The following is a 26,134-nucleotide window of genomic DNA, read 5'->3' on the forward strand; positions in this document are numbered from 1 at the left end:
AGCCGACCGGAATGTGGGCGCAGCGCGCAACGCAAGAAAGAAAGCGCGGATCGCCTGGGACCAAGGTCGGATCGCTGGCGGGTGCGCGGCGAGCGGCCGCAGCGGTATACTACGGCGCCTTTTTTCGCCGCAGCCGTGTCGGCGAATTCCCGATGTAACAGGCTGTACGCCTGTACTACCCGCCTGAAGAGGACCGTGCTCCATGGCCGTGATCAAGCAAGACGACCTGATCCAGAGCGTCGCCGATGCCCTGCAGTTCATCTCCTACTACCACCCGGTTGATTTCATCCAGGCCATGCATGAGGCCTACCTGCGCGAAGAATCGCCGGCCGCCCGGGACTCGATGGCGCAGATCCTGATCAACTCGCGCATGTGCGCCACCGGCCACCGCCCGATCTGCCAGGACACCGGTATCGTCACCGTATTCGTTCGCGTCGGCATGGATGTGAGCTGGGCCGGCGCCACCATGAGCGTCGACGACATGATCAACGAAGGCGTGCGTCGCGCCTACAACCTGCCGGAGAACGTCCTGCGCGCCTCCATCCTGGCCGACCCGGCAGGCAGCCGTAAGAACACCAAGGACAACACCCCCGCGGTGATCCACTACTCCATCGTCCCGGGCAACACCGTGGAAGTGGACGTGGCGGCCAAGGGCGGCGGCTCCGAGAACAAGTCGAAGATGGCCATGCTCAACCCGTCCGACTCCATCGTCGACTGGGTGCTCAAGACCGTTCCGACCATGGGCGCTGGCTGGTGCCCGCCGGGCATGCTCGGCATCGGCATCGGCGGTACCGCCGAGAAGGCCGCGGTGATGGCGAAGGAGGTCCTGATGGACCCGATCGACATTCACGAACTCAAGGCCCGCGGCCCGCAGAACAAGATCGAGGAAATGCGCCTCGAGCTGTTCGAGAAGGTCAACCAGCTGGGCATCGGCGCCCAGGGCCTGGGCGGCCTGACCACCGTGCTCGACGTGAAGATCATGGACTACCCGACCCACGCCGCCTCCCTGCCGGTGTGCATGATCCCCAACTGCGCCGCCACCCGCCACGCGCACTTCGTGCTCGACGGCTCGGGCCCGGCCGCACTGGAAGCGCCGCCCCTGGACGCCTATCCGGAAATCGTCTGGGAAGCCGGCCCGTCCGCGCGCCGCGTCAACCTGGACAGCATCACCCCCGAAGAAGTGCAGAGCTGGAAACCGGGCGAGACCATCCTGCTCAACGGCAAGATGCTCACCGGCCGCGACGCCGCGCACAAGCGCATGGTCGACATGCTGAACAAGGGCGAAGAGCTGCCGGTGGACCTCAAGGGCCGCTTCATCTACTACGTCGGCCCGGTCGATCCGGTCGGTGACGAAGTGGTTGGCCCGGCTGGCCCGACCACCGCGACCCGCATGGACAAGTTCACCCGCCAGATCCTCGTGCAGACCGGTCTCTTGGGCATGATCGGCAAGTCCGAGCGCGGCCCGATTGCCATCGAGGCGATCAAGGACAACAAGGCCGTCTACCTGATGGCCGTCGGCGGCGCCGCCTACCTGGTGGCCCAGGCGATCAAGAAGTCCAAGGTCCTGGCCTTCGCCGAACTGGGCATGGAAGCGATCTACGAGTTCGAGGTCAAGGACATGCCGGTGACCGTCGCGGTCGACACTCAGGGCGAGTCGGTGCACATCACCGGCCCGGCCATCTGGCAGAAGAAGATCGCCGAGAACCTGGCGGTGGAAGTGCAGTAAGGCCCAGCCTTGTTCGCTGCATGAAAAAGCCCGGCCATGTGCCGGGCTTTTTCATTTGCATCTGTAGGAGCGAGCTTGCTCGCGAACCAGCGTTCGCCGGAGGCTCAGAAGCTGGGCGGTTCGCGAGCAAGCTCGCTCCTACGAAGGGCACTAAGTGCCCCAGGGTGAGCTTCGGTGTATGGGCCGGCCAGTCGCGGAAGAATCCGCTCCTACAAAAGCCGGCGACAGCGGTGCTTCATTGTAGGAGCGGGCCATGCCCGCGATCGCGCGCATGGCGCGCTCCTACACGTGAAGTCCGGAGCAAGGTCACGCGCTGCGCGGCACCCGGTTCAGCTCGACGATATTGTCACGGCGCTGGGCGAGGAAGCGCGTGCAGCTCACCCGCAGGAAGGAGGCGAAGTTCACCACCTCCCCGCGGTAGTCCATCACCTCGTCGTAGAGCTTGGCGATCAACTGGTTGGTGGTCATGCCGTCCACCTCGGCGATCTCGCGCAGGATGTCCCAGAACTGGTTCTCCAGGCGCAACGTGGTGACCACACCACGGATGCGCAGGGATCGGGAGCGCGATTCATAAAGAATCGGGTCGGCCTTTACATAGAGTTCGCACATGGACGGTTCTCCCGCTTGGATGTCGGCCAGTCTACAGGCTGATCTTCGTACCCAGCACCTCGAGGAACTTCGCCAGCCACGCGGGGTGCGCCGGCCAGGCCGGTGCAGTGATCAGGTTGCCGTCGACATGGGCGGCGTCCACCGGGATGTCCACGTAATTACCTCCAGCCAGCGCCACTTCCGGGCCGCAGGCCGGGTAGGCGCTGCACGCGCGGCCCTTGAGCACGCCGGCGGCGGCCAGCAGCTGGGCGCCGTGGCAAACGGCGGCGATGGGTTTCTTCGCGGCGTCGAAGGCCTTCACCAGTTCGATGACCTTGGCGTTCAGGCGCAGGTATTCCGGTGCGCGGCCGCCGGGGATCAGCAGCGCGTCGTAATCCTCGGCGCGCACACCGGCGAAGTCGGCGTTGAGGGCGAAGTTGTGACCGGGCTTCTCGCTGTAGGTCTGGTCGCCTTCGAAATCGTGGATGGCGGTGCGGATGCTCTGGCCGGCCTTCTTGTCCGGGCAGACGGCATGGACGGTATGCCCGACCATCAGCAGAGCCTGGAACGGCACCATGGTTTCGTAGTCTTCGGCGTAGTCGCCGACCAGCATCAGGATCTTCTTCGCGGCCATCATGGGGCTCCTTCTGGCATAGGCCCGCGGGCAGGAAGCGGGCGACAGGAAGAGGTTAGCCAGATGGGCGACGCGCGGGTAATAGGCCGTTACTACATGCCCAGGCGCTGCCAGAAACCGGGCGGCTGGACCTCCTCGCCGCTCGCAGCGATGCGCACCGGCTCCTGCGCCTGCCGGGTGGCGGGGATTTCCCGCGAGCCCAGTTCCTTGCCCACCAGTTGCAGCGGGCCGGCGCCCTGGCCAGCGGTGTGCTCGTACTTGGGCGGCGTGTGGGTCTCGTCGTAGCGCAGGTAGTAGACCTCGCCGGCGCGGGCTTCGAGGGTGAAGCCGGCGATCAGGGTGAAGTCCAGGCTGCCACCAGCGAAGAAGGTCCAGAAGCTGCCCAGCAACGGACGGCGCATCTGCAGCGGATAGCTGCCAGGGGCGAAGCTCAGGGCCAGGTAACCGTTGCTCGGCAGGCTGCCGATCAGCTCGTTGTTGATGAACAGCCCGGGCGCTTCCAGCTCCTCGTCGGACCACTGGTTCTGCGGCCGGTAGAGGTACACCGTGGCCTGCTGCGCATCCGCCGGCAGCGCGCCGAAGGGCGGGCCATCCACCGCGCCGAAGAACGCGCCGGGCGAACTGCAGCCGGCCAGCAGCAGGAAAAAGGCGCACAGGGCCGCTCGGAGCATGGAAAGTCCCTCTTATGGTTATCCACCGAGCATAACCAGCGCGCCGCGCCTTGCCACCCGTCGAAAGTCCGGGTCGATGGCATCACGGCGTTCCACTCATCCGCTTAGCTCCTTGAGCCAGAACATCACCGACTTGCTCGTCTCCCATTGCTCGCCGATATCCCGCCAGCGGTATTCGGCCTGCAACCCGGGTTGCGGGGTGAAGCCGCGCTGCAGCCAGAAGGCATCCGGCGTGCGATACCCGGCCGGTCGCGCGGGGTGGTCCTGCGGGCGCTGCACGGCGCAGAAGGCGCACCAGTCGAAGCGCTGCAGGCTGCGCGCGTAATCCTCGCGCTCCTCGAACAGACGCTGTTCCAGCTCGCCGTTGCGATACTCCGGCAGGAGCACGGATTCGCCGAAATAGAACACCCGGTCCGGGTTCCAGCCCAGCAGCAGGAAGGGCCGCTGCAGCGCCTCGCTCTCTTCCTGCAGCGGCAGCGCCGTCGCGGCGCCGACCAGACGGCCCTGGTCGAGCACCAGCACGCACAGGCTCCAGGCCGAGCGCACGTGGGTGTCCAGGTAGCCGGCCTCGTACTCCGCGCTGCCGTCGTTGAGGTGGGGGAATTCGCGAAACACGGTGACACGCAGGCGCGCAAGGTCATCGATGAAGGGGCGGATGGCGTCGCCGCGGAGCAGGCGGAACTCGAGGGGCATGGTGGTGTTCGTCCGCGAAGGGCCGCAGCGGCGGCACTCAAGAAAACCTAGCACGGGCGGCTCAGGTTGGCTGCGCGGGCGAAGCACGGCATGGCGGGCGCGTAGGGCGCATAACCCGGAACGGGTTATCCGCCGGTTGCCTCGCGGCGGAGAGCGCTGGCGCGTTATCCGCCCCACGATCTCATGCTCCATGGCAGCGGTTCGCGAGCAAGCTCGCTCCTACAGGATCAGGTCAGGCTTTTCGTAGGAGCGAGCTTGCTCGCGAACGGCCCGAAACTATGACCCGGTCATCACCCGCCGCCGAGCCGCCGCCGGCGCCGGCAACAAGTGGCGCACCAGCCATTGGCGCACCGGCACCACGCAGCGCTCCTGCACCAGCACGCAGCTGGTAACCATGAACAGCAGGAACAGCGGATACAGCCACAGCGAAAGCTGCTGGTGGGTCGCCGATTCGACGCAGAAGGCCCAGTCCGCCAGGCAGTCCCCCGGCGCGCGGATGAGTTTTTCGCTGCGCGAGAACAGCGTGAACAACGGCACATGCAGGGCGAACAGCGACAGCGACGCCGCTCCCAGCCGGGGCGACCAGTGGCGGATCAGGCTGCTGCGCGGGTCCTTGGGCATCGCGCACATCACCACCAGCATGAGCTGCGCCGGCAGCAGCAGGCCGTTGTGCAGCAGGAAGTACCAGAACTTCGCGCCGTGGGTGTAGAGGTAATCGGCGACGAGGAAATTCGCCAGCACGAACGCGCCCATCGCCATCAGCATCCCTCGTCCCGGCAGGCGCCCGGCGTCCTTGTACTCGCGGAACAGCCCGTAGGCGAGGATGCCGCTGAGGAACTCCGGCAGGCGCAGCAGCGGGTTGCGGTGCAGCAGCCCGGTCCAGGGCATGCCGTACTGCTCGCTGGCCACCACCAGGACCGGCGGGATCAGGTAGAGCCCCCACAGCGCCAGCAACCAGCGCCACTTGTGCCGCAGGCGCGCCAGCCGCGGCGCGACGTAGGGGAAGCAGAGGTAGAAGAAGAACAGCGTAGACAGCGACCAGAGCGGCGCATTGAACGTCAGGTAATACGGGTTCCAGGCCTGCAGCATGGTGAGCTGGAGGATGCTGTTGAACAGCAGCTCGCGGTCGCTCATCCAGTGGTGGAACAGCTCCGGCCGGAGCCGGCCGATGGCCTCGTTGGTGTCGTAGATGACGAAACGCGGGGTCGCCTGGTCCAGGTCCGGGCCGATGCCCAGGCCGCTCACCACCAGCAGCACGGCGATGGTCAGGAGGATCGAGACGATGTGCAGCGGGTAGAGATTGGACAGGCGCTTGGTCAGGAAGCTGCGTGGGCTCTCGCGCAACTGCCCGTCGGTGACGTAGACGTGGCAGAGCAGGAAGCCGGAGAGCACGAAAAAGGTGCTGGTGGCGAAGAAGCCCAGGGCGGTGAGGTCATCGAGGCCGGGGAACTTCTGCTCGGCCGGGTAGCTGTGCAGGGTATGGTAGACCACCACGTAAAGACCCATCAGGAAGCGCAGCCATTCCAGCCCAATGAAACGTTCCTTCTTCTGCAACCCGTCCACGCTTCTCTCCTCCCGACAAGACGAAGGCCAGCTGGACGAACAACGACCTTATCGGCGGCGGTCGAGGAAGTTCACCACCAGTCGGTCCAGCGAGCCCCACAGGCGCTCGCGCAGGCGTTTCCACCAGGGGCGCGCACGCCAGAACTCCAGGTCGATCGCGCGGCTCTGCGCGAAGTCAGCGGCCAGGCAGTCAGCCACCGCCGCGGTGAACTGCGGATCGAACGCTTCTACATTGGCCTCCAGATTGAACCGAAGGTTCCAATGATCGAAATTGCACGAGCCGACACTGACCCAGTCATCGACCAGTACCATCTTCAGATGAAGGAAACGCGGCTGGTACTCGAAGATCTTCACCCCGGCGCGCAGCAGGCTCGGGTAGTAGCGCTGCCCCGCGTAGCGCACCGGCGCGTGGTCGGTGAGGCGACCGGTGAGCAGTAGGCGCACGTCGACACCCCGCTGGGCCGCCTTGCGCAGCGCGCGGCGGACCTTCCAGGTCGGCAGGAAATACGGCGTCGCCAGCCACACGCGCTGGTGCGCGCCGCGCAGCGAACGCACCAGCGCCTGGAGAATGTCGCGGTGCTGCCCGGCGTCGGCATAGGCCACCCGCGCCAGGCCTTCGCCACCGTTGGGGATAGGCGGCAGGCGGGTCAGCAGGACTTCCTCGCGGGGCTTCCAGGCGCGCACCCCGAGGCAGGCATTCCACTGCCGCTCGAACAGGCGCTGCCAGTCGGCGACGATGTGCCCGGTCATCTCCACCATCACTTCGTGCCAGTCGCTGCGGTTGTCCCGCGCCGACCAGAATTCGTCGGTGGCGCCGGTACCGCCGACATAGGCGATGCGCTCGTCCACCAGCAGCAGCTTGCGATGGTCGCGGTACAGGTTGCGCAGGCCGGCCTTCCAGCTCAGCGGGTTGTAGTGGCGCAGCTCGCCGCCCGCCTCCAGCAGCTGCCGCGTCCAGGCGCTGGAGAGTTTCAGGCTGCCGAAGGCGTCGAACAGGCAACGCACCTTCACACCGCGCGCGCGGGCGGCCAGCAGGCGGTCCAGCAGCGCCTCGGCGCAGCTGCCGCTTTCCACCAGGTAGAGCTCCAGCTCGATCTGCCGCTGGGCGCTGTCGATGGCGTCGAACATGCGCGGGAAGAAGCGCTCGCCGTCGCATAGCAGGGCGAAACGGTTGCCCGTCCGCCAGGGGAAGATCGGGCCGCTCACCGCGAGGCGAAGATCAGCACGGCGCCCACCGGCACCGACAGGCCGATGCTTTTCAGCCCGGCCAGTTTGCGCAGCTGCGCCACGCCCGGCGCCAGGCCGAAGTCAGCGGCGTTGATCACCAGCGGCGAGAGGGTCACCACCTGGAAGCGGTGTTCGTCCAGGCGGGTGATCAGCACATCGGTACGGTAGTCCTTCGCCTGGCCGTTCAGTTCCAGGCGCAGCGGCAGGCGCATCTCCAGTTGCACGCCGTTGGCCAGATCGGTGATCGGGCGCAGGTCGATGCGCGAGGTGATGCGTGCCTCGGGGAAGGTCCCGGTGTCGAACAGCGTGTCGCGCAGGCGCTCATCGCGCAGCGGGATGCCGGTGCTGACCGAATCCATCTCGATGCGCAGCTCCACCTGGCCCGGCTCCTCCACCTTGCCGTGCATCACCAGGAAGCGGTTCACCTCGGCGATATCGGCGTTCTTGGTGGTGACGAAGGTCAGCCGCGAGGACTCGTAGTCGAGGTACCAGGCAGCCTGGGCAGACGCGGCGAAGCAGGCCGCGACGAGGAAGGCGAACAGCGAGCGCATGAAATCCCTTACAAGAGAAACGGACGGATCAACGGCCAACGATAGCGGCCGGGCGGCGGCTTGCAAACCAGCCAAGCGGCGAGCCCATTGGGCAGGCTGCGGCGCCAATGGTTCAGTCGGCCAGCAGCGCGGGAATCCCCGCGACCAGCGCATCGATGGCGCAGCGGATCTTCGACGGCATGTAGCGGGTCTTGGGCCACACCGCATGGATGTCCAGCGGCGGCAGCCGGCAGCGCCCCTTCACCACTACCAGCTCGCCACGCTTCACGTGCCGCGCCAGCAACCAGGTCGGCAGGCGTGCCAGGCCAAAGCCGGCCACGGCGGCGGCAGTGATCGCCTGCAGGTCGTCCATGCTCAGTTGCGGGTCCATCTCGATGCGCCTGGCATAGCCGTCGTCATCACGCATGTCCCAGGGCGAGGTGACGCCCGCGACGGAGTAGCTGATGGACGCGTGGCCGACGAGATCGTCCAGGTGGTCGGGCATGCCATGCTCGGCGATGTACGACGGCGCGGCGCCAATGCCCGTGTACTGCACGCCCAGCTTGCGTGCGGCAAGTGTGGCACTGTCGCTCAGCGGGCCGATGCGCACGGCCAGGTCGATGCCCTCTTCCACCAGGTCGACGCGGCGGTCGGTGAACGACAGGTCGATCTTCAGCGATGGATACTGGCGCGCCAGCTCCAGCATCAGCGGCGCCACGCAGAGGTGGCCGAAGGAGATCGGCACACTGACCCGCAAGCGCCCGCGCGGCTCCCTGCGTCCGCCTTCCAGCGCCGTGTGCGCGGCGTCCAGCTCCGCGAGCGCGCGTACGCAGCTGTCGTAGAACACCTGGCCGTCGTCGGTGAGGTTCTGGCGGCGCGTGGTGCGTTGCAGCAGGCGCACGCCCAGGCGCGCCTCCAGCCGGGCGATGGCCTTGCCCACCGCGGAGCGCGTGAGATTCAGCCGCTCCGCCGCCACGGCGAAGCTGCCGGCATCCACCACCTGGACGAAGGTGGCGATGCCATCGAGTCGGTCATCCATCGCCCTGCCCTTTTGCATCCTGAGAAGACCTAATGATGGGACGAAATGGAGCCAATGGGGAACCCCGTTCTTTTCGACAATGGTCGCTCGCCAAACGGAGCCCACTCCCATGACTGCCCACCACAACCCCAGAAACCTCATCGCCCTGGCGGCGGTGTGCCTGTCCTCGATGATGTTCGGCCTGGAGATCTCCAGCGTGCCGGCCAGCCTGCCGGCGCTGGAGCGCGTGCTGCACGGCGACTTCCAGGACCTGCAATGGGTGATGAACGCCTACACCATCGCCGTCACCAGCGTGCTGATGGCCGCCGGCACCCTGGCCGACCGCTACGGCCGTAAGCGCCTGTTCGTCATCAGCCTGGCGCTGTTCGGCATCACCTCGCTGCTCTGCGGGCTGGCGGGCGACATGCCGACCATGATCGCCGGGCGCTTCCTGCAGGGCGCCGCCGGCGGGGTCATGCTGATCTGCCAGGTGGCGGTGCTCACCAGCCAGTTCAGCGACCCGGCCGAGCGCGTGCGCGCCTTCGCCGCCTGGGGCGTGGTGTTCGGCGTCGGCCTGGGCTTCGGACCGATCATCGGCAGCGCCATCGTCGCCCTGGCGAGCTGGCACTGGGTGTTCCTGGTCCATGGCCCGCTCGCCCTGCTCACCCTGGTGCTGGCGCAGTATGGCGCGGTGGAGTCACGCGATCCGGACGCCGAGCGGCTGGACGTCGGTGGCATGCTGACGCTGTCGCTGGCAGTGCTCGGCACGGTGTTCTACATCACCCAGGGGGCGGACCTGGGCTTCGCCAGCCCGGCCGCGCTGGCGGTCCTGCTGCTGAGCATCGCCTGTCTGGCGGCCTTCGTGCTGATCGAACGCCGCGTCGCGCACCCGATGTTCGACTTCTCGGTGCTGCGCATCCGCGCCTTCGCCGGCGCCCTGTTCGGTTCGGCGGGGATGAACGTGAGCTTCTGGCCCCTGATGATCTACCTGCCGGTGTACTACCACGGTGTGCTCGGCTACGACGACGTGACGGCCGGCTGGTCGCTGCTCGCCTACACCCTGCCGACGCTGGTGGTGCCGCCGATCGCCGAGCGCCTGGCGCATCGCTTCCAGCCGGGCTGGGTGATCCCGGGCGGCCTGTTCGTCATCGGCGCCGGCTTCTTCCTGATGCTCTGGGGCAGCGCGGTGGACCACGCGAGCTGGCTGACGCTGCTGCCGGGCTGCGTGCTCGCCGGCATCGGCCTGGGGCTGACCAACACCACGGTGACCAACACATCCACCGCCGCCGTGCCCGCCACCCGCGCCGGCATGGCGTCGGGCATCGACATGAGTGCACGGATGATCTCCCTGGCGATCAATATCGCGGTGATGGGGCTGATCCTGCTTTCCGGCGTCGCCGCCGCGCTGAACGGCGTAGAGGGTGGCGAGAAGCTGCAATTGGCGGCGAGCATCGCCAGCGGCCGGTTGGGCACGGACGAACCGGACATTGCCCGCGCGGCGCTGGTGCAGGGGTTCGGCTGGGTGCTCGGCTACGGCGGCGTCAGCGCCTGGCTGTTCGCGGCGGGCAGCTTCCTGACCTTCGGCGCACATCGCGCGGCGCGGCCTAGACTGGAGGCTGTCCGATCCTGAATGACAGGAGAGTCGCCATGAAAACCATCCTGCTGCTCACCTTCTTGGTCATCAGCGCTTCCAGTTGCAGCGTGGGCTCCGGCTTTCGCTTTCAGCCGGAGCTGCCGGGCATTGCGGTGCGGGCGTAGGAGCGGACTCCGTCCGCGATGGGCTCAGTACCGTGCGGTTCGCGAGCAAGGGCCAGGCGCCCCCCTAGGTCCGACACAGAGCGCACCAGAGCTGACCTGTAGGAGCGGGCCATGCCCGCGATCCGCCGGCAGGGCCGGCGTCTGTCCTGATGCGATCGTGCAGGTTTGCTGCCTCGGTTTGGGTGTTCCTGCGCCGCTCCGGTGTGCGCACGGACTTCTTGTTTCGCCCCCTCGGGCGACCTTCTTTGGCAAACGCCCCAAAGAAGGCAAAGGTCTTGCCCCGGACATCCGGTTTTTCGCTTGGGGCGAAAAATACCCTCGCTCCAGCGAAGTTTCAGGGGCCCGCTGCGAAGGGCCATCCCTGGCCCATCGCAGCTCTCGCGGCATCCATGCCGCTCAACCCCTGAAACTCCGCTTCCACTCGGCCTCCTGAACGGGGCCGTTCGGAGTGCGCTGGAATTTATCTGGAAGTCTTCAAGAGCCAGGGCCGTGCCGAGATGCATGGCTCTTCGTAGGACCGAGGGGGCGACTAGCTTTTGCTCGCAAAGCCTCCCCGACGCCGGCCCTGCCGGCGGATCGCGGGCATGGCCCGCTCCTACAGGTCAGCCCTGGTACGCTCTTTGTCGCACCGAGGGGGCCTAGCCCTTGCTCGCGAACCCGTCCGAGCGCCGCGCCTTGCGGGCTCCACGATCAAAGGCCCCTCACCCTAACCCTGGCTGCGCGCCCCGCTCCTCAAACGGGAGAGGGAACCGTTCGGTGCAGGATAAAACCCAAGCGTCAACCGGCGCCGATCTGCCCCCTCTCCCCCTGGGAGAGGGTTGGGGTGAGGGCAAAGCCGGCACAATGCTTCACCAGAGCACAGACGCACCAACAGGAGAGCGCCCCCGTAACACGCACCCTCACGGCGCCTGCTTGATCACCTGGCTGAACCCCAGCACCGCGAACACCGGTACCTCGGGGGTGATGGAAGGCACATTGGCGACTTCCTTGAGCGGCTCCAGCTTCTCCTCCAGGTCGAAGTCGATCAGCTTGAGCACCAACGGCTCCAGGGTGGTCACTTCGATGCGGGTCTCGCTGGGCCGGCTGACCAGCACCTCGGATTTCAGCCGGCGCTGCTGGCCGTGCAGGTCGAGGTTGAAGTCCACGGTTTCCTGGCGCGACTGGCCGACTTGCAGGTCGTCGTAACGGCTCAGGTCCAGCTGGCTGCTGATGATCGCCTCGGGGAAGCGCTCGATCTCGAAGAAGGCATTGCGCATCCGTTCGTCGCGCAACGCCAGGCCGCTGTCGATGGACTCCAGCGGCACCACCACGCGCACCGCGCCCTGGTCGTCGATCTGCCCGGAGAGGCGGTCGAAGCGCTGCACCTCGGCCATCTTGCCGCGCTTGACCGAGACGAAGCTGATCCGCGAGGTGTCGCCGTCCAGTTGCCATTCGGCCAGTGCGAAGGGGCTCGTCAGCACGAGCAGCATACACATCAGGTAACGCATTCATCCTCCGAAGCGGGTCGCCCCGCTCCGTGGAACGCGCCCGTCAGTGGCTGCCCGGTTCGGGCAATGTATCCGCCTGGGGCATCAGTTGGCATCCCTCGCGCGCACCGAGCCAGGCGGCTGTCTGCGTACTGCCAAGGCCACGGGCGGTCACCCGCTTGCGCGCTTCGTCGTCGAGAAAGGCGCTGGTCGGCACGTACTGCTTGGTATAGGCCCGGCAATAGTCCGCCGAGTTCCCCATGACGTAGCGGCAGGAGCAGTACTCCTTGGCGGTGTAGGCGCCGATGATGCCGGGGAAGGCGGCCAGGTGGACGCGGTTCTGCCAGGCCGTGGTGACCAGCGCGAGCAACAGCAGGACCAGGGCGGTGAGGATCGGGTGACGGCGGATCATGGCTGCACCTCCCCGTGGGCGAAGGCCGCCTGGGCAAGCGTGAGGAAGGTGTCGTGCTGGTAGCTGCCGTCGCGGTCGTCGGCGTAGCGGACGATCACCAGCTTCTGTTCGGGGATCACGTACAGCGCCTGGCCCCAGTGGCCGAGGGCGGCGAAGGTGTCCGGCGGTGCATCCGGCCAGGGCGCGGGCGCACCGGCCACCGGGCGGTTGAGCCACCACTGGCCGCCGGGCACCGCCTCATTGGGCTTCTGCGGGTCGGGCTGGTACTCGGGGAACGGCGCGAGGACGAACTTCAGCCAGTCCTGCGGCAACAGCTGGCGCTCCTTCCAGCGCCCGCCGCGCTCCATCAGCAGGCCGATGCGCGCCAGGTCGCGGGCGGTCATGTAGGCGTAGGAGGAGCCGACGAAGGTACCGCTGGCATCCCGCTCCCAGACGGCGGATCGGATACCCAGCGGCTCGAACAGTGCGGTCCAGGGGTAGTTCGGGTAGTCCTTGCCGACCATCTGCTTGAGCGTGGCGGACAGCACGTTGCTGTCGCCGCTCGAATAACGGAAGCGCTTGCCCGGCGCGGCATCGGCCGGGAAGCCGGCGGTGAATTTCGCCATGTCGTCGCGGCCGCGGGTGTAGAGCATTGCCACCACCGAGGAGCGCACCGGTGCGTACTCGTATTCTTCCTGCCAGGCCAGGCCGGAGGCCCAGTGCAGCAGGTCGCGCATCCTGATGTCGGGATGCTCGGCGAAGGCCGGGTAATGCGCGGCGACGGGGTCGTCCAGCTGGAATTTACCCTCGCCATAGGCCACGCCGAGGACGCTGGCCATCACGCTCTTGCTCATCGACCAGGCCAGGTGCGGCGTCTCGGCGCGGGTCGGGCCGGCGTAGCGTTCGTAGATCAGTTGGCCGTCGCGGATGACCACCACGGCGTCGGTGCGCACGCCTTTTCGGCTGTCGTCATCGCGGCTGGGGAAGGCGTAGCGTTCGAACGCCTGCACGGCGGCGCCGCTGGGCGTGGCGCCGTGGGGCCAGTCGGCCTCGGGCCAGGTTTCGGCGCCGTGGGCGTGGCTGCTCAGCAGGCAGGTCGCCAGGGCCAGCGCGCGCAGCGCTGGGCGGAAGGGGGCAATGGGCATCGGCGGGCCTCTTGTTATCAGGTGGCCCGCACCCTAGCACGGCGAAGATGACGGATTAAGCGCCGATCGTGCCGTTATCGATGACCATTGGCGCAATCGATCATCGGGGAACCTGGTAATCGTCCGGCCCCATGAGGTCCATGCCGCACTGCAGGTCGCTGATCCAGTCAAGGAAGGCGCCGATCATCGCCTTGCCCACGAATGGCCGGCCGTGCTGCGGAACGATCATCTCGATGTCCAGCCCGCGAACCATGTTGGCCCACAGCCGGCCGACCTTGTTCGACGCCATGTAACGGCGGTGGAAGCCCTCCATGTGCGGCACGTGGGCGGCGAAGTCCTGCACGGGGCTGGCGTCGTCCACCAGGGAGGCGCCCATGTCGCCGGAGAAGAGGATCTTGCTGACGGGATCGTAGATCTGGAAATTGCCCACCGAGTGGAGGAAGTGCGCGGGGATCATCTTCAGCTGGCAGCGGCCCAACGGCACCGACTCGCCGCGGTCGGGCAGTGGAATCACCCGGTCATAGGTGGAGATGCCGTGGCTGACGGCCAGGTAGTTGGCCGTGAGGTGCGGCAGGAAGCGCGCCCAGAGCTTGGAGCAGATGACCTTGGCGCGGGTGTGCAGCAGCCACTTGTCCAGCGCGGCGATGATGTCCGGGTCCTGGTGCGAGGCGAAGATGTAGTCCAGGTCCTGCAGCGGGAACAGCTTGGAGAGTTCCAGGGACAACGGGGTGTAGGTCAGGTCGCCGCCCGGGTCGAGCAACAGCCGCTTGTCGTGGTCGACGATGAGGAACTGGTTGGATTGCACACCGTCACCGCTGACCAGGTCGTCGAAACACAGGCATTGGTGTTTTCCGTCGTCGAACAGGACGATGGGTTCGCGTCGCATGAGGGATTTCCTAAAGCAGTGGGAGGGAAAACAGTGGGTAGCCCTGCGGAAATTTCTGAATACAGCGGCAGAAACGGCTGCAAGGCTAACCACCCCTCACCGGGGCCTCACTGACCTGCGTCAAGGCCCAATGCCACCCTCGCCTTCTCCAGGCGCTTGGCCCGCGCGGCGCCAGCGATGGCGAGCACGCCCTTGTCACGCTTCCACACCGCCGCGAGTGCCGCATCGCCAGCGGCGAATGCAGCGTCCAGTGCCGAGGCGAGACTTTCGAACTGGCTGAACACACCGGCCAGCAGCAGGTGCGTCGGCGCCTGCGAAGCCGGCTGCCGGCTGACCTCCGCGCAGCCGGCGAGCACGCCCGCCAGGCGCAGGCTCAGCTGCGCCGGCCACTGGTGCTCCGTGGCCAATCCGTACAGCCACGCGCAGATCGCCGCCAGCACGTGGGTGTCCTCCAGGGTGCGGAAGGGCTTGCTGTAGGCCTCCCAGCCATCGCCAGGCAGGCGCTCGCAATGGGCGCCGTCGAGCAGCAGGCGGGCGTGGGGGATATCCGGCATCAGCGGCAGGGCGGGCAACGCTTCGAGCGTCGCCCCCGGAGCGCCGGCCTGCACCACGGTCATGGCGATGCGTGGGGGCTCGCCCTCCTCCTCGTCGCGCGCGGCCACCAGCCACCAGGCGGCACTGTCGGCGGCGGTGGCGAAGTCCTTGCGGCCGTGCAGCACCAGGCCATCGAGGCGGGTCTGCAGGTCGGCGGGGCGCACGCTCTTCTTCTCGGTCACGCACAACGCGCCGAGGCTGCGCGGCGCGGCCGGCCAGAGGGCACGCAGGGCGGCCTGGTAGCCGGCGAGAAAGGCCAGCCCCGGCGAAGTCGCCAGGCGGCCGCCGAGCACCGCCAGTTCGAAGCTGCCGGCGCACCCGGCGCGCGTGAGCAATTCGGCGTACCAGTCGTCCAGGGCGAGGCCGGGCGGTAAGCGGTCCTGCGGGCCGAGCAGGCATTTCCAGGGCATCGCGGCGCTCCTTCCTTCGAGATCGTGGTTCTTGTCATACAAGCATCACCGCACCGTCACGGGCGTGACACCGGTCATTCCTAGCCTGAGCTTGCACAACAAAGCCGACCGGCCGCAACCCGCATGGCCGGTTCACGGAGGCACTCGCATGAGTCAGATCGCCCTCTCCTGTGACACCCCGGCGCAGCGCCGACTCAAGGCCGTGCGTCTGCGCGGCGCCCGCGCCCTGCGCGAAGCCCAGGCCCTGCGCTACCGCGTGTTCAGCAGCGAATTCGACGCCCGCCTCAAGGGAGCCGAGCAGGAACTGGACATGGACGACTACGACCGCCACTGCGCCCACATCGGCGTGCGCGACCTCAACAGCGGTGCGCTGGTCGCCACCACCCGCCTGCTCGACCACCGCGCCGCACAGCGCCTGGGCCGCTTCTACAGCGAAGAGGAATTCGCCCTCGACGGCCTGGGCGACCTGCAAGGCCCGGTGCTGGAGATCGGCCGCACCTGCGTCGACCCGGACTACCGCAACGGCGGCACCATCGCCGTGCTGTGGAGCGAACTGGCCGAAGTGCTCAACGAAGGCGGCTACCGCTACCTGATGGGCTGCGCCAGCATCCCCATGCGCGACGGCGGCATCCAGGCCCGCGCGGTGATGCAACGCCTGCGCGAGCGCTACCTGTGCCAGCAGAACCTGCGCGCCGAGCCGAAGACGCCGCTGCCGCCGATGGACGTGCCGGAGAACCTCACCGCCGAGCTGCCGCCGCTGCTCAAGGCCTATATGCGCCTGGGGGCGAAAATCTGCGGCGAGCCCTGCTGGGACCCGGACTTCGGCGTCGCCGACGTGTTCATCCTGCTCAAGCGCGACGAGCTCTGCCCGCGCTACGCCCGTCACTTCAAGGCCGCCGTCTGATGCGCCGCCTGCGCGCCGGGTTGCGCGTCGCCCGCCTGCTGGCCCTGTTGCTGGTGGGCCTCGCGCTGGCCAGCTTCGTCAGCCTGCTGGAGCGCCTGCCCGGCGATCGCATGGCGCTGCGCCAGCGCCTGACGCGCTGGTTCCTGGCGCGGCTGTCCGCCGCCCTGCCCTTCGAACTGCAGGTGCACGGCGAGGTGCCCGCGCGGCCGATGCTGTGGGTCTGCAACCATGTATCGTGGGTCGATATTCCGCTGCTCGGCGGCCTGCTGCCGCTGACCTTCCTGTCCAAGGCAGAAGTGCGCCAGTGGCCGGTGGCCGGCTGGCTGGCGGAAAAGGCCGGCACGCTGTTCATCCGCCGGGGATCGGGGGATTCGCGAATGATCAACGCGCAACTGGCCACGCACCTGTCGCACGGACGTTCGCTGCTGGTGTTTCCCGAAGGCACCACCACCGACGGCACCGGCCTGCGCACCTTCCACGGCCGGTTGATGGCCAGCGCCATCGAAGCCGGCGTACCGGTGCAGCCGGTGGCGCTGCGCTACCGGCGCAACGGCCAGGCCTGCGGGTTGGCGCCCTTCATCGGTGACGACGACCTGGTCAGCCACCTGATGCGCCTGTTCGCCCATGATCGGGGCGTGGTGGAGATCCACCTGCTGTCGGCGCTGCCGAGTACCCACCAGGACCGCAACCTGCTGGCCAGGCAGGCGCATGCCGCCATTCAGGCGGTGGTGTGCGAGGTTCAGGAAGAATCGGCCATCGCGGCCTGAGACGAGAGAGCAAAGAGGAATTGGAGCCCGCCGTAACCTACGGCCGACGGGTTCCCACTCTGACGAAACGGCTTTCAAACTGCGCCGGGCGACACCCTCGAGCCGCCCGGTGAAGCCTGAAAACAGTCTCCAGACGCCGCAGGCTCAGGCCTCCGGCGGCACGACCAGGATGTCACAATCCAGTTCGCGCAGAGCGTAGTCGGCAACACTGCCGATCAGGGCACGCTTGATCCCGCCCATACCCCGAGTACCCATGACCAGCAGATCGGGCCGATGCTTGTCGACCATCCGCTGCAGCACGTTGCCCGGCAGCCCGACGGCCACCAGTTGTTCATCGATGCGGCCTTCCAGGTGCTGCTCGTGGAGGAATTTCTTCAGGTCATCCACCGCCTGGCGCGATTCGGTGCCGACGAATTCGTCGATGCGCTCCTCGCTCACCCCGGAGTACTGCATCATCCCCTTGGCCAGCGGGCTGAAGGCATAGACGCCGCGGCGCACGGCACCTTCGAGCAGGCCCAGTTGATCGGCCACTTCCACCGCATGGGCCGACGCCGGCGAGGTGTCGAGGGCGATCAGCAGGTCGCGGTATTCCCCGCCGGCCGGCTGGTTGACCACCAGCACCGGCAGTTGCCCGGCGCGCAGCACACGCTCGACGGTGGTGCCGACGAAGATGTCGCGCAGCACGCTCTTGCGGTGCGCGCCCATCACCAGCAGCTCGCAGTTCTGCTTCTTCGCCGCGGCAAGAATCTGTTGATTCGGATCGCCGCGCTCCACCAGCAGTTTCGGGCAGGTGCCGCCCAGTTCGGTGAGTTCCACCAGTCGCGCTTCGAGCATCAGGCGCACCTGGGTGACTTCCTGCTCGACCAGCGCCGAAGGCTGGTCCTCGTCGACCACGTAGACCACGCTCCACGGGCAGGCGTAGCGCTTGGCCAGCGCTGCGGCACGGTGCAAAGCCTTTTCGGAACGGCCGGACAGATCCGTTGCGACCATTAACGACTTCATGATGCTGCTCCTCTCGTCGTCCTTCAGATGTGTCTATTGCACACGCGATGGGCCGGCGGGCGGTTGACGCATATCAAGTCAGGCCGGACCGTCCATCGAATTCGGCAGATTTCTGACGAAGGCCTGCAACTCGGGATAGAACTCGCGGAAATCGCCGCTCAAGGGTTCGTACAGGCGGTCCAGCTCCTCCCAGGCGCCGTCCAGCAGGGACGGCCGGGACAGGCGCCGGGACATCCCGCTGACCACATCCTGCAGCACCTCGAACTCCCGGTAACTGCCGAGCCAGTCCTGCGCTGCCATGCGCGGTGCAATGCGTGCCAGACGCTCCGGCAGGCCGGGCGTGCGGCCCAGTACACCGTAGACCCGTTGGGTGAAGTGCTCCAGCGGCTCGCCAGAGAAGCGCCCCCAGTCGCGGGCCAGGCAGTGGTCGAAGAACACGTCGAGAAGCACGCCGGCCATGCGCCGGCGCTCGCTGGGGAAGCGCGTCTTGGCACTGTGTATCAAGGCGTGACTGTCGGTGAAGGCGTCGATGCGCCGGTGCAGGCGGATGCCCGCCTCGATCTCGGCGGGCCACTGGCCGGCCAGCGGGCCTTTGACGAAGTCGCCATAGAGGCTGCCGAGCAGTTGGGCGGGCCGGTCGCCGCCCAGGTGGAGGTGCGCGAGGTAGTTCATGGGGAGAGCTTAGCGCGGAACCGGTGCCGATCTGAATCGCCGTGCCGTGACCATGGCGTAGGAGCGGATTCATCCGCGATAGGTCCGCATCGCGCCCGGCGCCGATCGCGGACGGAGCCCGCTCCTACGCAGCCGGGTAATATCATCGCTGGTGATCATTACTATCGCCCCAAACGAATTCATATCGTTTTTGACCGATATATAGTTCGTCCCAACGCGATATACCGAAGTGCCCCATGACTGAACAACCCATGCTCGATCCTGGCATCGACCTCGACGAAATCTTCAAGGCCCTGGCCCACCCGGTGCGGCGCGACATGCTGCACTGGCTCAAGGATCCGGAGCAGTTCTTCGTCGAGCAGGAACACCAGTCCTTCGAGATCGGCGTCTGCGCCGGCAAGTTCGACCAGCGCACCGGCCTGTCGCAATCCACCGTCTCCGCGCATCTGGCCACCCTCCAGCGCGCGGGCCTGGTGACCAGTCGAAAAGTCGGCCAGTGGAACTTCTTCAAACGCAATGAAGAAACCATCCGGGCCTTTGTTCGCCACCTGAGCGAAGCGCTGTAACCGGCTACTGCCAGCCAAGACAACTTCCACTTCCAGGAGCAGGCGCATGCCCACTTCGCTTCTCGTCCTCGCTTTGTCCGCGTTTGCCATCGGCACCACGGAATTCGTGATCATGGGCCTGCTGCCCGAGGTCGCGGGCGACCTGTCCGTCACCATCCCGGCCGCCGGCTGGCTGGTCAGCGGCTATGCCTTCAGCGTCGCCATCGGCGCGCCGATCATGGCCCTGCTCACCGCCCGCCTGCCGCGCAAGACCGCCCTGCTGATGCTCATGGGCATCTTCATCCTCGGCAACCTGCTCTGCGCGGTAGCCGCCAACTACGGCCTGCTGATGCTGGCGCGGATCATCACCGCGCTCTGCCATGGCGCCTTCTTCGGCATCGGCTCGGTGGTCGCAGCCAGCCTGGTGCCGGCCAACCGCAAGGCTTCTGCCGTGGCCCTGATGTTCACCGGCCTGACCCTGGCCAACGTGCTGGGCGTGCCGGCCGGCACCGCGCTGGGCCAGATCGCCGGCTGGCGCTCGCCGTTCTGGGTGGTGACGCTGATTGGCGTGGCGGCTCTGATCGGCCTGTGGCGCGTGCTGCCCCGCAACAACGATGAAGAAGCGGTGGACATGCGCAAGGAAGTCGCCGCGCTGCGCAACGGCCCGCTGTGGCTCGCACTGGGCACCACCGTACTGTTCTCGGCGGCCGTCTTCGCCTTGTTCACCTACGTCGCGCCGCTGCTGGGCGAAGTCACGCGGGTCTCGCCGCGCGGCATCACCTGGAGCCTGGTGCTGATCGGCCTGGGCCTGACCCTGGGCAACATCATCGGCGGCCGCCTCGCCGACTGGCGCCTGGGCACCACCCTGGCCGGCGTGTTCGCCGTCATGGCGGTGGTGTCCACCGCGCTGAGCTGGACCAGCGCCGCGCTGGTGCCGGCCGAGATCACCCTGTTCATCTGGGCTGCCGCCGCCTTCGCCGCCGTGCCGGCTTTGCAGGTGAACGTGGTGCGCGTCGGCGGCGCCGCGCCGAACCTGGTCGCCACCCTGAACATCGGCGCCTTCAACGTCGGCAATGCCATCGGCGCCTGGGTCGGCGGCAGCGTCATCGACCACAGCCTGGGCCTGACCCGCGTGCCCCTGGCCGGCGCCGTGCTCTCCGTCCTCGCGCTGATCGCGGTGATGATCGCCTTCAGCGGCAAACCCAACCAGCCCCAACCTGTCCTCGATTGATCCTCTACCCTCACGCCCCGGAGTAACGCAATGACCACGCTTTTCGACCCCATCGTCATCGGTGACCTGGAACTGCCCAACCGCATCGTCATGGCCCCGCTGACCCGTTGCCGCGCCGACGAAGGCCGTGTGCCCAACGCGCTGATGGCCGAGTACTACACCCAGCGCGCCGACGCCGGCCTGATCCTCAGCGAAGCCACCTCGGTGACCCCGATGGGCGTCGGCTACCCGGACACCCCCGGCATCTGGTCCGACGACCAGGTACGCGGCTGGACCAACGTCACCAAGGCCGTGCACGCCAACGGTGGCCGCATCTTCCTGCAGCTGTGGCACGTGGGCCGCATTTCCGACCCGCTGTACCTGAACGGTGAGCTGCCGGTGGCGCCGAGCGCCATCAAGCCGGCCGGCCACGTCAGCCTGGTGCGCCCGATCAAGGAGTTCGTCACCCCGCGCGCGCTGGAAACCGAAGAGATCGCCGACATCGTCGAGGCCTACCGCCAGGGCGCCGAGAACGCCAAGGCCGCCGGTTTCGACGGCGTGGAAATCCACGGCGCCAACGGCTATCTGCTCGACCAGTTCCTGCAGAGCAGCACCAACCAGCGCACCGACCAGTACGGCGGCTCCATCGAGAACCGTGCGCGCCTGCTGCTGGAAGTCACCGACGCCGCCATCGGCGTGTGGGGCGCCGGCCGCGTGGGCGTGCACCTGGCACCGCGCATGGACTCCCACGACATGGGCGATGCCGATCCGCTGGCCACCTTCGGCTACGTGGCCCGCGAGCTGGGCAAGCGCGGCGTGGCGTTCATCTGCACCCGCGAAAAGGCCGCTGACGACAGCATCGGCCCGAAACTGAAGGAAATCTTCGGCGGCGTGTACATCGCCAACGAGCGCTTCACCAAGGAATCCGCCACCCAGTGGCTGGAAAGCGGCAAGGCTGATGCGGTTGCCTTCGGCATCCCGTTCATCGCCAACCCGGACCTGGTGACCCGCCTGCAGAAGGACGCTCCCTGGAACGAACCGCACCCGGAAACCTTCTACGGCAAGGGCCCGGTCGGCTACCTGGACTATCCGCGCCTGTAAGGGGCGGTTTCCTGCCGCGATGAAAAGGGCGCCTTCCTTGGAGGCGCCCTTTTTTATTGCCCTGAAGAACCGCAGCCGACCTGTGGGAGCGCGCCGTGCGCGCGATCGCGGGCATGGCCTGCGCCTACAAGGGAAGTTCGGTGTTGCCGGTTGCTGTAGGAGCGAGCTTGCTCGCGAACCTCTCGGCTTCGGAGCTGGGCGCGTTCGCGAGCAAGCTCGCTCCTACGAAAAGCCGCCGGGTTGGATGTTGACAGGTGCTGGCCGGACGGCCCGCTCCGGCCGGATTGCTGGACGTAGGATGGCGTGGAGCGCAGCGATACCCATCACTCATGTGGTACCGGCCGTAGGGGTATCGCTTGAGATCCACCCATCCTGAGTTTCTGCAAATTCGCAGCCGACCTGTAGGAGCGCGCCGTGCGCGCGATCGCGGGCATGGCCCGCTCCTACAAGGAAGTTCGGTGTTGCCGGTTCGGTTGCTGTAGGAGCGAGCTTGCTCGCGAACCTCTCGGCTTCGGAGCTGGGCGCGTTCGCGAGCAAGCTCGCTCCTACGAAAGGCAGTCCTCTGTCAGGTCGTGATCCAGCGCAGTGGCATGGCACCGTTGCGTCCGGCCAAGCGATACCCCGCCGGCGCGCACCGCGTCGTTTCCCCGCAGCCCTTGCAGCTCCCGCAGGCTGCCGGCGCGGGCGCGATCCTTTCCACCACGCCCATTGCCAGCAGCCGCTCCAGCAGCGCGTCGAGCAGGGCCTGGGAGGCGCCGAGGCGTCGGGCCAGGGTCGGCACGTCCGCCTCGCCCAGTTCGCCGAGCAGGTCGCGCAGCGCGATGGCCGTGGCCATCAGTGGCAGCTCCCCGCCGGCGCCGGGCGCAGGTCGCGCTCGCCGTCCAGCGCCAGGCCATGCCGGCCGACCCGGCGCAAAATCAGGAACAGCACCAGGTTGAACGCCAGCACCAGGCCGATGGCCACGGCGCTGTACCGGGGATGCTCGGCGAAGCTGAACACCTGATAGCAGAGGGTCGCCAGCGAGTACGCCACGTTCAGGCCCCAGAACACCGCGAAGGTCATCCAGCCGCGGCCGCTCTCGCGGGTCAGCGCGCCAAGCGTCGCCACGCAGGGCACGTAGAGCAGCACGAACACCAGGTAGCTGTAGGCGGCCAGGGCGCTGCCGAACTTGGCGGCGAAGGTGCCCATGGAGCCTTCCTGCATCTCGCCGTCGGCCATGCTCGCGGCCACCGGGTTGGCCAGCACGCTGAGACTGAAGGCATGGCGCAGCCCTTCCAGCGTGTCCGCGCCGGCCTGCTTCAACTGGCTCCAGGGGTCGTAGGCGTCGGCATCGAAGGGCTCGCCCTGGATGTGCTCGGCGGTGTACAGGGTGTTCAACGTGCCGACCACCACTTCCTTGGCCAGCGCGCCGGTGACCAGGCCGACCGTGGCCTGCCAGTTGTCCGGGTGCACGCCCATGGGTGCCAGCAGTGGGGTGACCTGGTGGCTGAGGCTGGCCAGCGCCGAGTCGGCGATGTCGCCTCGTACCGGACGGCCCTCGAGGGTGATGCTGTTGAGGCCGCCGATCACCAGGCTGACCAGGATGATCACCGTCCCGGCGCGGACCACGAAGGCGCGCAGGCGCATCCAGGTCTGCAGCAGCAGGCTGCGCAGGTGCGGCACGTGGTACAGCGGCAGCTCCATGACGAACGGCGACGCCTCGCCGCGCATCAGCGTGTGCTTGAGCAGCAGGCCGGTGAGCACCGCCACGACGATGCCCAGCAGGTACAGCGAGAAGATCGCCAGCGCGCCGTGCTGGCCGAAGAATGCCGCGGCGAACACGGCGAAGATCGCCAGCCGCGCGCCGCAGGACATGAACGGCGCCATCATCGACGTCATCAGTCGTTCGCGCGGGTTGTCCAGGGTGCGGGTGCCCATGATCGACGGCACGTTGCAGCCGAAGCCGACGATCAGCGGCACGAAGGATTTGCCCGGCAGGCCGAGGGCCTGCATCAGGCGGTCCATGACGAAGGCGGCGCGAGCCATGTAGCCGGAGTCTTCGAGCACGGCGAGGAACAGGTACATCAGGCCGATCTGCGGGATCAGCGGCAGCACCGCATTGATGCCGCCGCCCAGGCCCTGGGCCAGCAGCGCGGTGAGCCAGTCCGGCGCGCCGGTGCGGACGCCCAGCCACTGGATGCCATCGATGAAGAGCGCCGAGGAGCCCTGGTCGAAGATCGGCTGCAACGCGCCGCCCAGGGTGATGGCGAAGAAGAACATCAGGTACATCACCAGGAGAAACACCGGGATGCCCAGCCAGCGGTTCAGCGCGATGCTGTCGAGCACCTGGGTCAGGCGATGCGGCGCCGCCTCGCGGTGGTTGCTGGCGCGCTCGCAGAGGTCGCCGATCAGCCGGTAGCGCGCGTCCACCAGGAGCAGTTCGGGGTCTTCGCCGCAGGCGCAGCGGATGGCGTCGCGCGCGGCCAGCAGGCTCGCCGGGTCCAGCTTGAGCTGCCGGGCACTGTGCAAATCGCCCTCCAGCGCCAGCAGGCCCAGCCACGCCAGGGCCGGCGGCGCATCGGCCGGCAGCAGTTGGCTGACGGCGTTGCGCAGGGCGGCGGGATACGGCACCTGCAGCGGCGGCTGGGCGCTGACCTCGTCGATGGCCTGCTTCAGCGCGTCGATGCCTTCGCCACGGGTCGACACCAGCGGCACCACCGGGCAACCCAGTTCCCGCGCCAGCGCCTCGCGGTCGATGGCCAGGCCCTGGCTGCGGGCGATGTCCAGCATGTTCAGCGCCACCACGCAGGGCAGGCCCAGCTCGCGCAACTGCACGGTGAGGTAGAGGTTGCGCTCCAGGTTGGTGGCGTCCACCACGTTGACCAGCACATCCACCTCGCCATCGACGATGCAGCGGCGGGCGATCTGCTCGTCCAGCGAGGCCTGGGCGGACAGCGTGGTCAGCGAGTAGGTGCCGGGCAAATCCACCAGGCGCACGTGGTGGCGCGGCGTGCGGAAGCTCCCTTCCTTGCGTTCGACGGTGACGCCGGCCCAGTTGCCGACGCGCTGGCGCGCGCCGGTGAGCTGGTTGAACAGGGTGGTCTTGCCCGCGTTGGGGTTGCCGATGAGGCCGATGCGCAGCTCCTCCATGGCCGGTCAGTCCTGCGCTTCGAGCTGAAGGAAGGCCAGGTCGCGGCGGCGCAGCACCAGGCTGCACTGGCGGGTATCCACCTGTATCGGATCGCCCAGCGGCGCCACGCGACGCACCTTCAGTTCGGCTCCCGGCAGCAGCCCCATGGAGAACAGGCGCTGGCGGAACGCGGCGCCGATCCCGGGCCGGTAACCGGCGATGCGGTAGCGGCGCTGCGCTTGAAGATCGTGCATGGGAAGTCTCCGGGGCAGAGGGAGAATCGGAACGACTCTCATTTGCTGGCGATTATTCGCTTCGCCGCGGCCCCGGAAACTGACTCAGGACAAGTTTTACCGCCGCTACCCCAAAAGAGGGACGACCATCAAAAAGCCCCCGGACCTTTCGGTGCGGGGGCTTTCCCTGTCCGCGGGCGGATCAGCGGGTGCTGATCTGCTGCTGGAGGTTCTGCATCTGTTGCTGGAGGGTATTGATGTTGCGCATCACCTGGATGCGGAACACGTCGAACTCCTTGGTGTCGTTGCTGGCCTGGCCCTGACGGCCGTCGACCTCGGCGCGCAGCAGCATCAGGTCGTCCTGAAGACTCTTGATCGCCTGGCTCTGGTTGCCCTGCTTCTTCAGGTTGGCGATCTCGGTGTTCAGCGCCTGGATCTGCTGGTTGGCGGCGGTCAGGTCCGCCTGCACGTTCTTGTACTTGGCCTGCTCGTCGGCGATGGCCTTGAGCTTCACGTCCAGTTGCTGCATCAGCAGCGCGGCGCTTTCCTGCTGCTCCTTGAGCTCGGCGCTGACCTGCGCCAGGCGCTTGCCCTGGGCGCCGTCGAATTCCGACAGCGAGGCCTGCTGGGCCTTGGCCTGCTCGGCGAGACGGCCCTGTAGCTGCTTGACCTGCAACTTCAGCGCTTCGCGGTCGGTCATGACGTTGGATTCGTTGGCGACGAACTTGCCGCGAATATCATCCAGGCGACCGGCGGCTTCCTCGCTGATCTTGGCGAAGCTTTCCTGGGTGGCGATCAGTTGCTGCTCCATGAGCATCAACTGCTGGTGGCTCCACCAGCCCACGCCGCCCAGGGCGATGGCCATGGCCGCGACCAATGCCCACAGCGCTCCGGTACCGCCGCCGCGTTTCACCGGCTGCGGCAGCGGGCGGCCGCTGGGCTCGACCACGCGGCGCGGGTGATGGCCGAACTCGTCGCGGTCGGCGGCATCGGTGGACAGGTGGGGCACATCATCGAATTCGTCGAACGTGTCGTTACGCATGGAATGAACCTGTGGGGATAAAGCGGCGTGTTGCCTGCGCAGGGCGCAGTATATCCGTTCGCATGACTCTTAGAGAGCAGCCTGGGGGCAGCGTGCCATCACAGGGCGTCGCGCACCTCGTCGGCGCACAGAAGACCCGTGACGGACGGCGCAGTTCCCCAGGCGACCCGCCAATAGTGGCTTTGCGACATCGTGGCACGTCCCTTGCTCCCGTTCTTCGTACGTGGCGCCGCGTTGGCGCCCTTCGCG

Annotated in this window: 26 protein-coding genes; 7 read left to right on the forward strand and 19 right to left on the reverse strand. The window is 67.3% G+C overall.

Annotated elements, in window-relative coordinates; genetic code table 11:
* Positions 1-202: 202 nt before the first annotated feature.
* Positions 203-1,726: a fumarate hydratase gene (locus N0B71_RS03235; RefSeq protein ID WP_259757273.1), complete on the forward strand. Its 1,524-nt coding sequence runs from the start codon at positions 203-205 to the stop codon at positions 1,724-1,726.
* A 306-nt stretch (positions 1,727-2,032) separates the two neighbouring features.
* Here N0B71_RS03235 and N0B71_RS03240 read toward each other — a convergent pair whose 3' ends face one another.
* The 8 genes from N0B71_RS03240 to N0B71_RS03275 form a co-directional block, all read right to left on the reverse strand.
* A complete protein-coding gene (locus N0B71_RS03240) occupies positions 2,033-2,335 on the reverse strand; it encodes a ribbon-helix-helix domain-containing protein (protein WP_259757275.1) in 303 nt (100 codons plus the stop codon).
* Between the two features lie 31 nt (positions 2,336-2,366).
* Complete coding sequence (locus tag N0B71_RS03245; RefSeq protein WP_259757276.1) at positions 2,367-2,951, reverse strand: DJ-1/PfpI family protein; 585 nt, start codon at positions 2,949-2,951, stop codon at positions 2,367-2,369.
* Between the two features lie 89 nt (positions 2,952-3,040).
* Positions 3,041-3,619, reverse strand: coding sequence for a DUF2846 domain-containing protein (locus N0B71_RS03250; protein ID WP_259757277.1), 579 nt, complete (start codon positions 3,617-3,619; stop codon positions 3,041-3,043).
* Between the two features lie 96 nt (positions 3,620-3,715).
* The gene (locus tag N0B71_RS03255; protein ID WP_259757278.1) at positions 3,716-4,312 is read right to left on the reverse strand and encodes a GNAT family acetyltransferase; all 597 of its coding nucleotides are present in this window, start codon (positions 4,310-4,312) and stop codon (positions 3,716-3,718) included.
* Between the two features lie 276 nt (positions 4,313-4,588).
* Entirely contained in the window at positions 4,589-5,818 is a 1,230-nt protein-coding gene (locus N0B71_RS03260) for an acyltransferase family protein (protein ID WP_259759465.1), read from the reverse strand.
* A gap of 105 nt (positions 5,819-5,923) precedes the next feature.
* Positions 5,924-7,081 carry a phospholipase D-like domain-containing protein gene (locus N0B71_RS03265; RefSeq protein ID WP_259757279.1) on the reverse strand — a complete coding sequence of 386 codons (1,158 nt, stop codon included), beginning with the start codon at positions 7,079-7,081 and terminating at the stop codon, positions 5,924-5,926.
* Positions 7,078-7,653: a YceI family protein gene (locus tag N0B71_RS03270; RefSeq protein ID WP_259757280.1), complete on the reverse strand. Its 576-nt coding sequence runs from the start codon at positions 7,651-7,653 to the stop codon at positions 7,078-7,080. The genes N0B71_RS03265 and N0B71_RS03270 overlap by 4 nt, the downstream gene beginning before the upstream one ends.
* A 112-nt stretch (positions 7,654-7,765) precedes the next feature.
* Positions 7,766-8,671 (reverse strand): LysR family transcriptional regulator, encoded by a 906-nt coding sequence (locus N0B71_RS03275; RefSeq protein ID WP_259757281.1) that lies wholly within the window; start codon positions 8,669-8,671, stop codon positions 7,766-7,768.
* Positions 8,672-8,780: 109 nt separating this feature from the next.
* Here N0B71_RS03275 and N0B71_RS03280 point away from each other — a divergent pair, with 109 nt between their 5' ends.
* On the forward strand, positions 8,781-10,280 hold the full coding sequence (locus N0B71_RS03280) for an MFS transporter (RefSeq protein ID WP_259757282.1): 1,500 nt from the start codon (positions 8,781-8,783) through the stop codon (positions 10,278-10,280).
* 1,027 nt (positions 10,281-11,307) lie between these two features.
* On the opposite strand, the gene N0B71_RS03285 is transcribed toward N0B71_RS03280, so the two are convergent.
* From N0B71_RS03285 to N0B71_RS03305, 5 genes are all read right to left on the reverse strand, one after another.
* Positions 11,308-11,895: a YceI family protein gene (locus tag N0B71_RS03285; RefSeq protein ID WP_259757283.1), complete on the reverse strand. Its 588-nt coding sequence runs from the start codon at positions 11,893-11,895 to the stop codon at positions 11,308-11,310.
* Positions 11,896-11,938: 43 nt separating this feature from the next.
* Positions 11,939-12,286 carry an amidase gene (locus tag N0B71_RS03290; protein WP_259757284.1) on the reverse strand — a complete coding sequence of 116 codons (348 nt, stop codon included), beginning with the start codon at positions 12,284-12,286 and terminating at the stop codon, positions 11,939-11,941.
* Positions 12,283-13,410 (reverse strand): serine hydrolase domain-containing protein, encoded by a 1,128-nt coding sequence (locus tag N0B71_RS03295; protein WP_259757285.1) that lies wholly within the window; start codon positions 13,408-13,410, stop codon positions 12,283-12,285. The genes N0B71_RS03290 and N0B71_RS03295 overlap by 4 nt, the downstream gene beginning before the upstream one ends.
* Before the next feature lie 100 nt (positions 13,411-13,510).
* Complete coding sequence (locus N0B71_RS03300; RefSeq protein ID WP_259757286.1) at positions 13,511-14,296, reverse strand: FprA family A-type flavoprotein; 786 nt, start codon at positions 14,294-14,296, stop codon at positions 13,511-13,513.
* A gap of 107 nt (positions 14,297-14,403) precedes the next feature.
* Entirely contained in the window at positions 14,404-15,300 is an 897-nt protein-coding gene (locus tag N0B71_RS03305; RefSeq protein WP_259757287.1) for an acyl-CoA/acyl-ACP dehydrogenase, read from the reverse strand.
* 148 nt (positions 15,301-15,448) lie between these two features.
* Between N0B71_RS03305 and olsB the strand changes: the two genes are divergently transcribed.
* The gene (gene olsB / locus N0B71_RS03310) at positions 15,449-16,204 is read left to right on the forward strand and encodes an L-ornithine N(alpha)-acyltransferase (protein WP_259757288.1); all 756 of its coding nucleotides are present in this window, start codon (positions 15,449-15,451) and stop codon (positions 16,202-16,204) included.
* Complete coding sequence (locus N0B71_RS03315) at positions 16,204-16,971, forward strand: lysophospholipid acyltransferase family protein (RefSeq protein WP_259757289.1); 768 nt, start codon at positions 16,204-16,206, stop codon at positions 16,969-16,971. The genes olsB and N0B71_RS03315 overlap by 1 nt, the downstream gene beginning before the upstream one ends.
* A 144-nt stretch (positions 16,972-17,115) precedes the next feature.
* Here the strand turns inward: N0B71_RS03315 and N0B71_RS03320 are convergent, their stop codons facing one another.
* Positions 17,116-17,973 carry a universal stress protein gene (locus tag N0B71_RS03320; protein ID WP_259757290.1) on the reverse strand — a complete coding sequence of 286 codons (858 nt, stop codon included), beginning with the start codon at positions 17,971-17,973 and terminating at the stop codon, positions 17,116-17,118.
* A gap of 78 nt (positions 17,974-18,051) precedes the next feature.
* Positions 18,052-18,645, reverse strand: a complete 594-nt coding sequence (locus N0B71_RS03325; RefSeq protein WP_259757291.1) for an acyl carrier protein phosphodiesterase — start codon at positions 18,643-18,645, stop codon at positions 18,052-18,054.
* 251 nt (positions 18,646-18,896) lie between these two features.
* Between N0B71_RS03325 and N0B71_RS03330 the strand changes: the two genes are divergently transcribed.
* The 3 genes from N0B71_RS03330 to N0B71_RS03340 are packed head-to-tail and all read left to right on the forward strand — an operon-like array spanning position 18,897 to position 21,501.
* Positions 18,897-19,211, forward strand: coding sequence for an ArsR/SmtB family transcription factor (locus N0B71_RS03330; protein ID WP_259759466.1), 315 nt, complete (start codon positions 18,897-18,899; stop codon positions 19,209-19,211).
* Positions 19,212-19,257: 46 nt separating this feature from the next.
* Positions 19,258-20,421 (forward strand): MFS transporter, encoded by a 1,164-nt coding sequence (locus N0B71_RS03335; protein ID WP_259757292.1) that lies wholly within the window; start codon positions 19,258-19,260, stop codon positions 20,419-20,421.
* Positions 20,422-20,451: 30 nt separating this feature from the next.
* Positions 20,452-21,501 carry an alkene reductase gene (locus N0B71_RS03340; RefSeq protein ID WP_259757293.1) on the forward strand — a complete coding sequence of 350 codons (1,050 nt, stop codon included), beginning with the start codon at positions 20,452-20,454 and terminating at the stop codon, positions 21,499-21,501.
* Positions 21,502-22,066: 565 nt separating this feature from the next.
* On the opposite strand, the gene N0B71_RS03345 is transcribed toward N0B71_RS03340, so the two are convergent.
* The 4 genes from N0B71_RS03345 to N0B71_RS03360 all read right to left on the reverse strand — a co-directional run bounded on the left by N0B71_RS03345 (position 22,067) and on the right by N0B71_RS03360 (position 25,885).
* A complete protein-coding gene (locus N0B71_RS03345) occupies positions 22,067-22,336 on the reverse strand; it encodes a FeoC-like transcriptional regulator (RefSeq protein WP_259757294.1) in 270 nt (89 codons plus the stop codon).
* The gene (feoB, locus tag N0B71_RS03350; RefSeq protein WP_259757295.1) at positions 22,336-24,630 is read right to left on the reverse strand and encodes a Fe(2+) transporter permease subunit FeoB; all 2,295 of its coding nucleotides are present in this window, start codon (positions 24,628-24,630) and stop codon (positions 22,336-22,338) included. Before feoB ends, N0B71_RS03345 begins: the two co-directional genes overlap by 1 nt.
* 6 nt (positions 24,631-24,636) lie before the next feature.
* Positions 24,637-24,864 carry a ferrous iron transporter A gene (feoA, locus tag N0B71_RS03355; RefSeq protein WP_259757296.1) on the reverse strand — a complete coding sequence of 76 codons (228 nt, stop codon included), beginning with the start codon at positions 24,862-24,864 and terminating at the stop codon, positions 24,637-24,639.
* Between the two features lie 181 nt (positions 24,865-25,045).
* A complete protein-coding gene (locus N0B71_RS03360) occupies positions 25,046-25,885 on the reverse strand; it encodes an ATPase (RefSeq protein ID WP_259757297.1) in 840 nt (279 codons plus the stop codon).
* Positions 25,886-26,134: the final 249 nt, after the last annotated feature.

This window comes from Pseudomonas sp. GCEP-101, from assembly GCF_025133575.1.
Lineage (GTDB): Bacteria > Pseudomonadota > Gammaproteobacteria > Pseudomonadales > Pseudomonadaceae > Pseudomonas > Pseudomonas nitroreducens_B.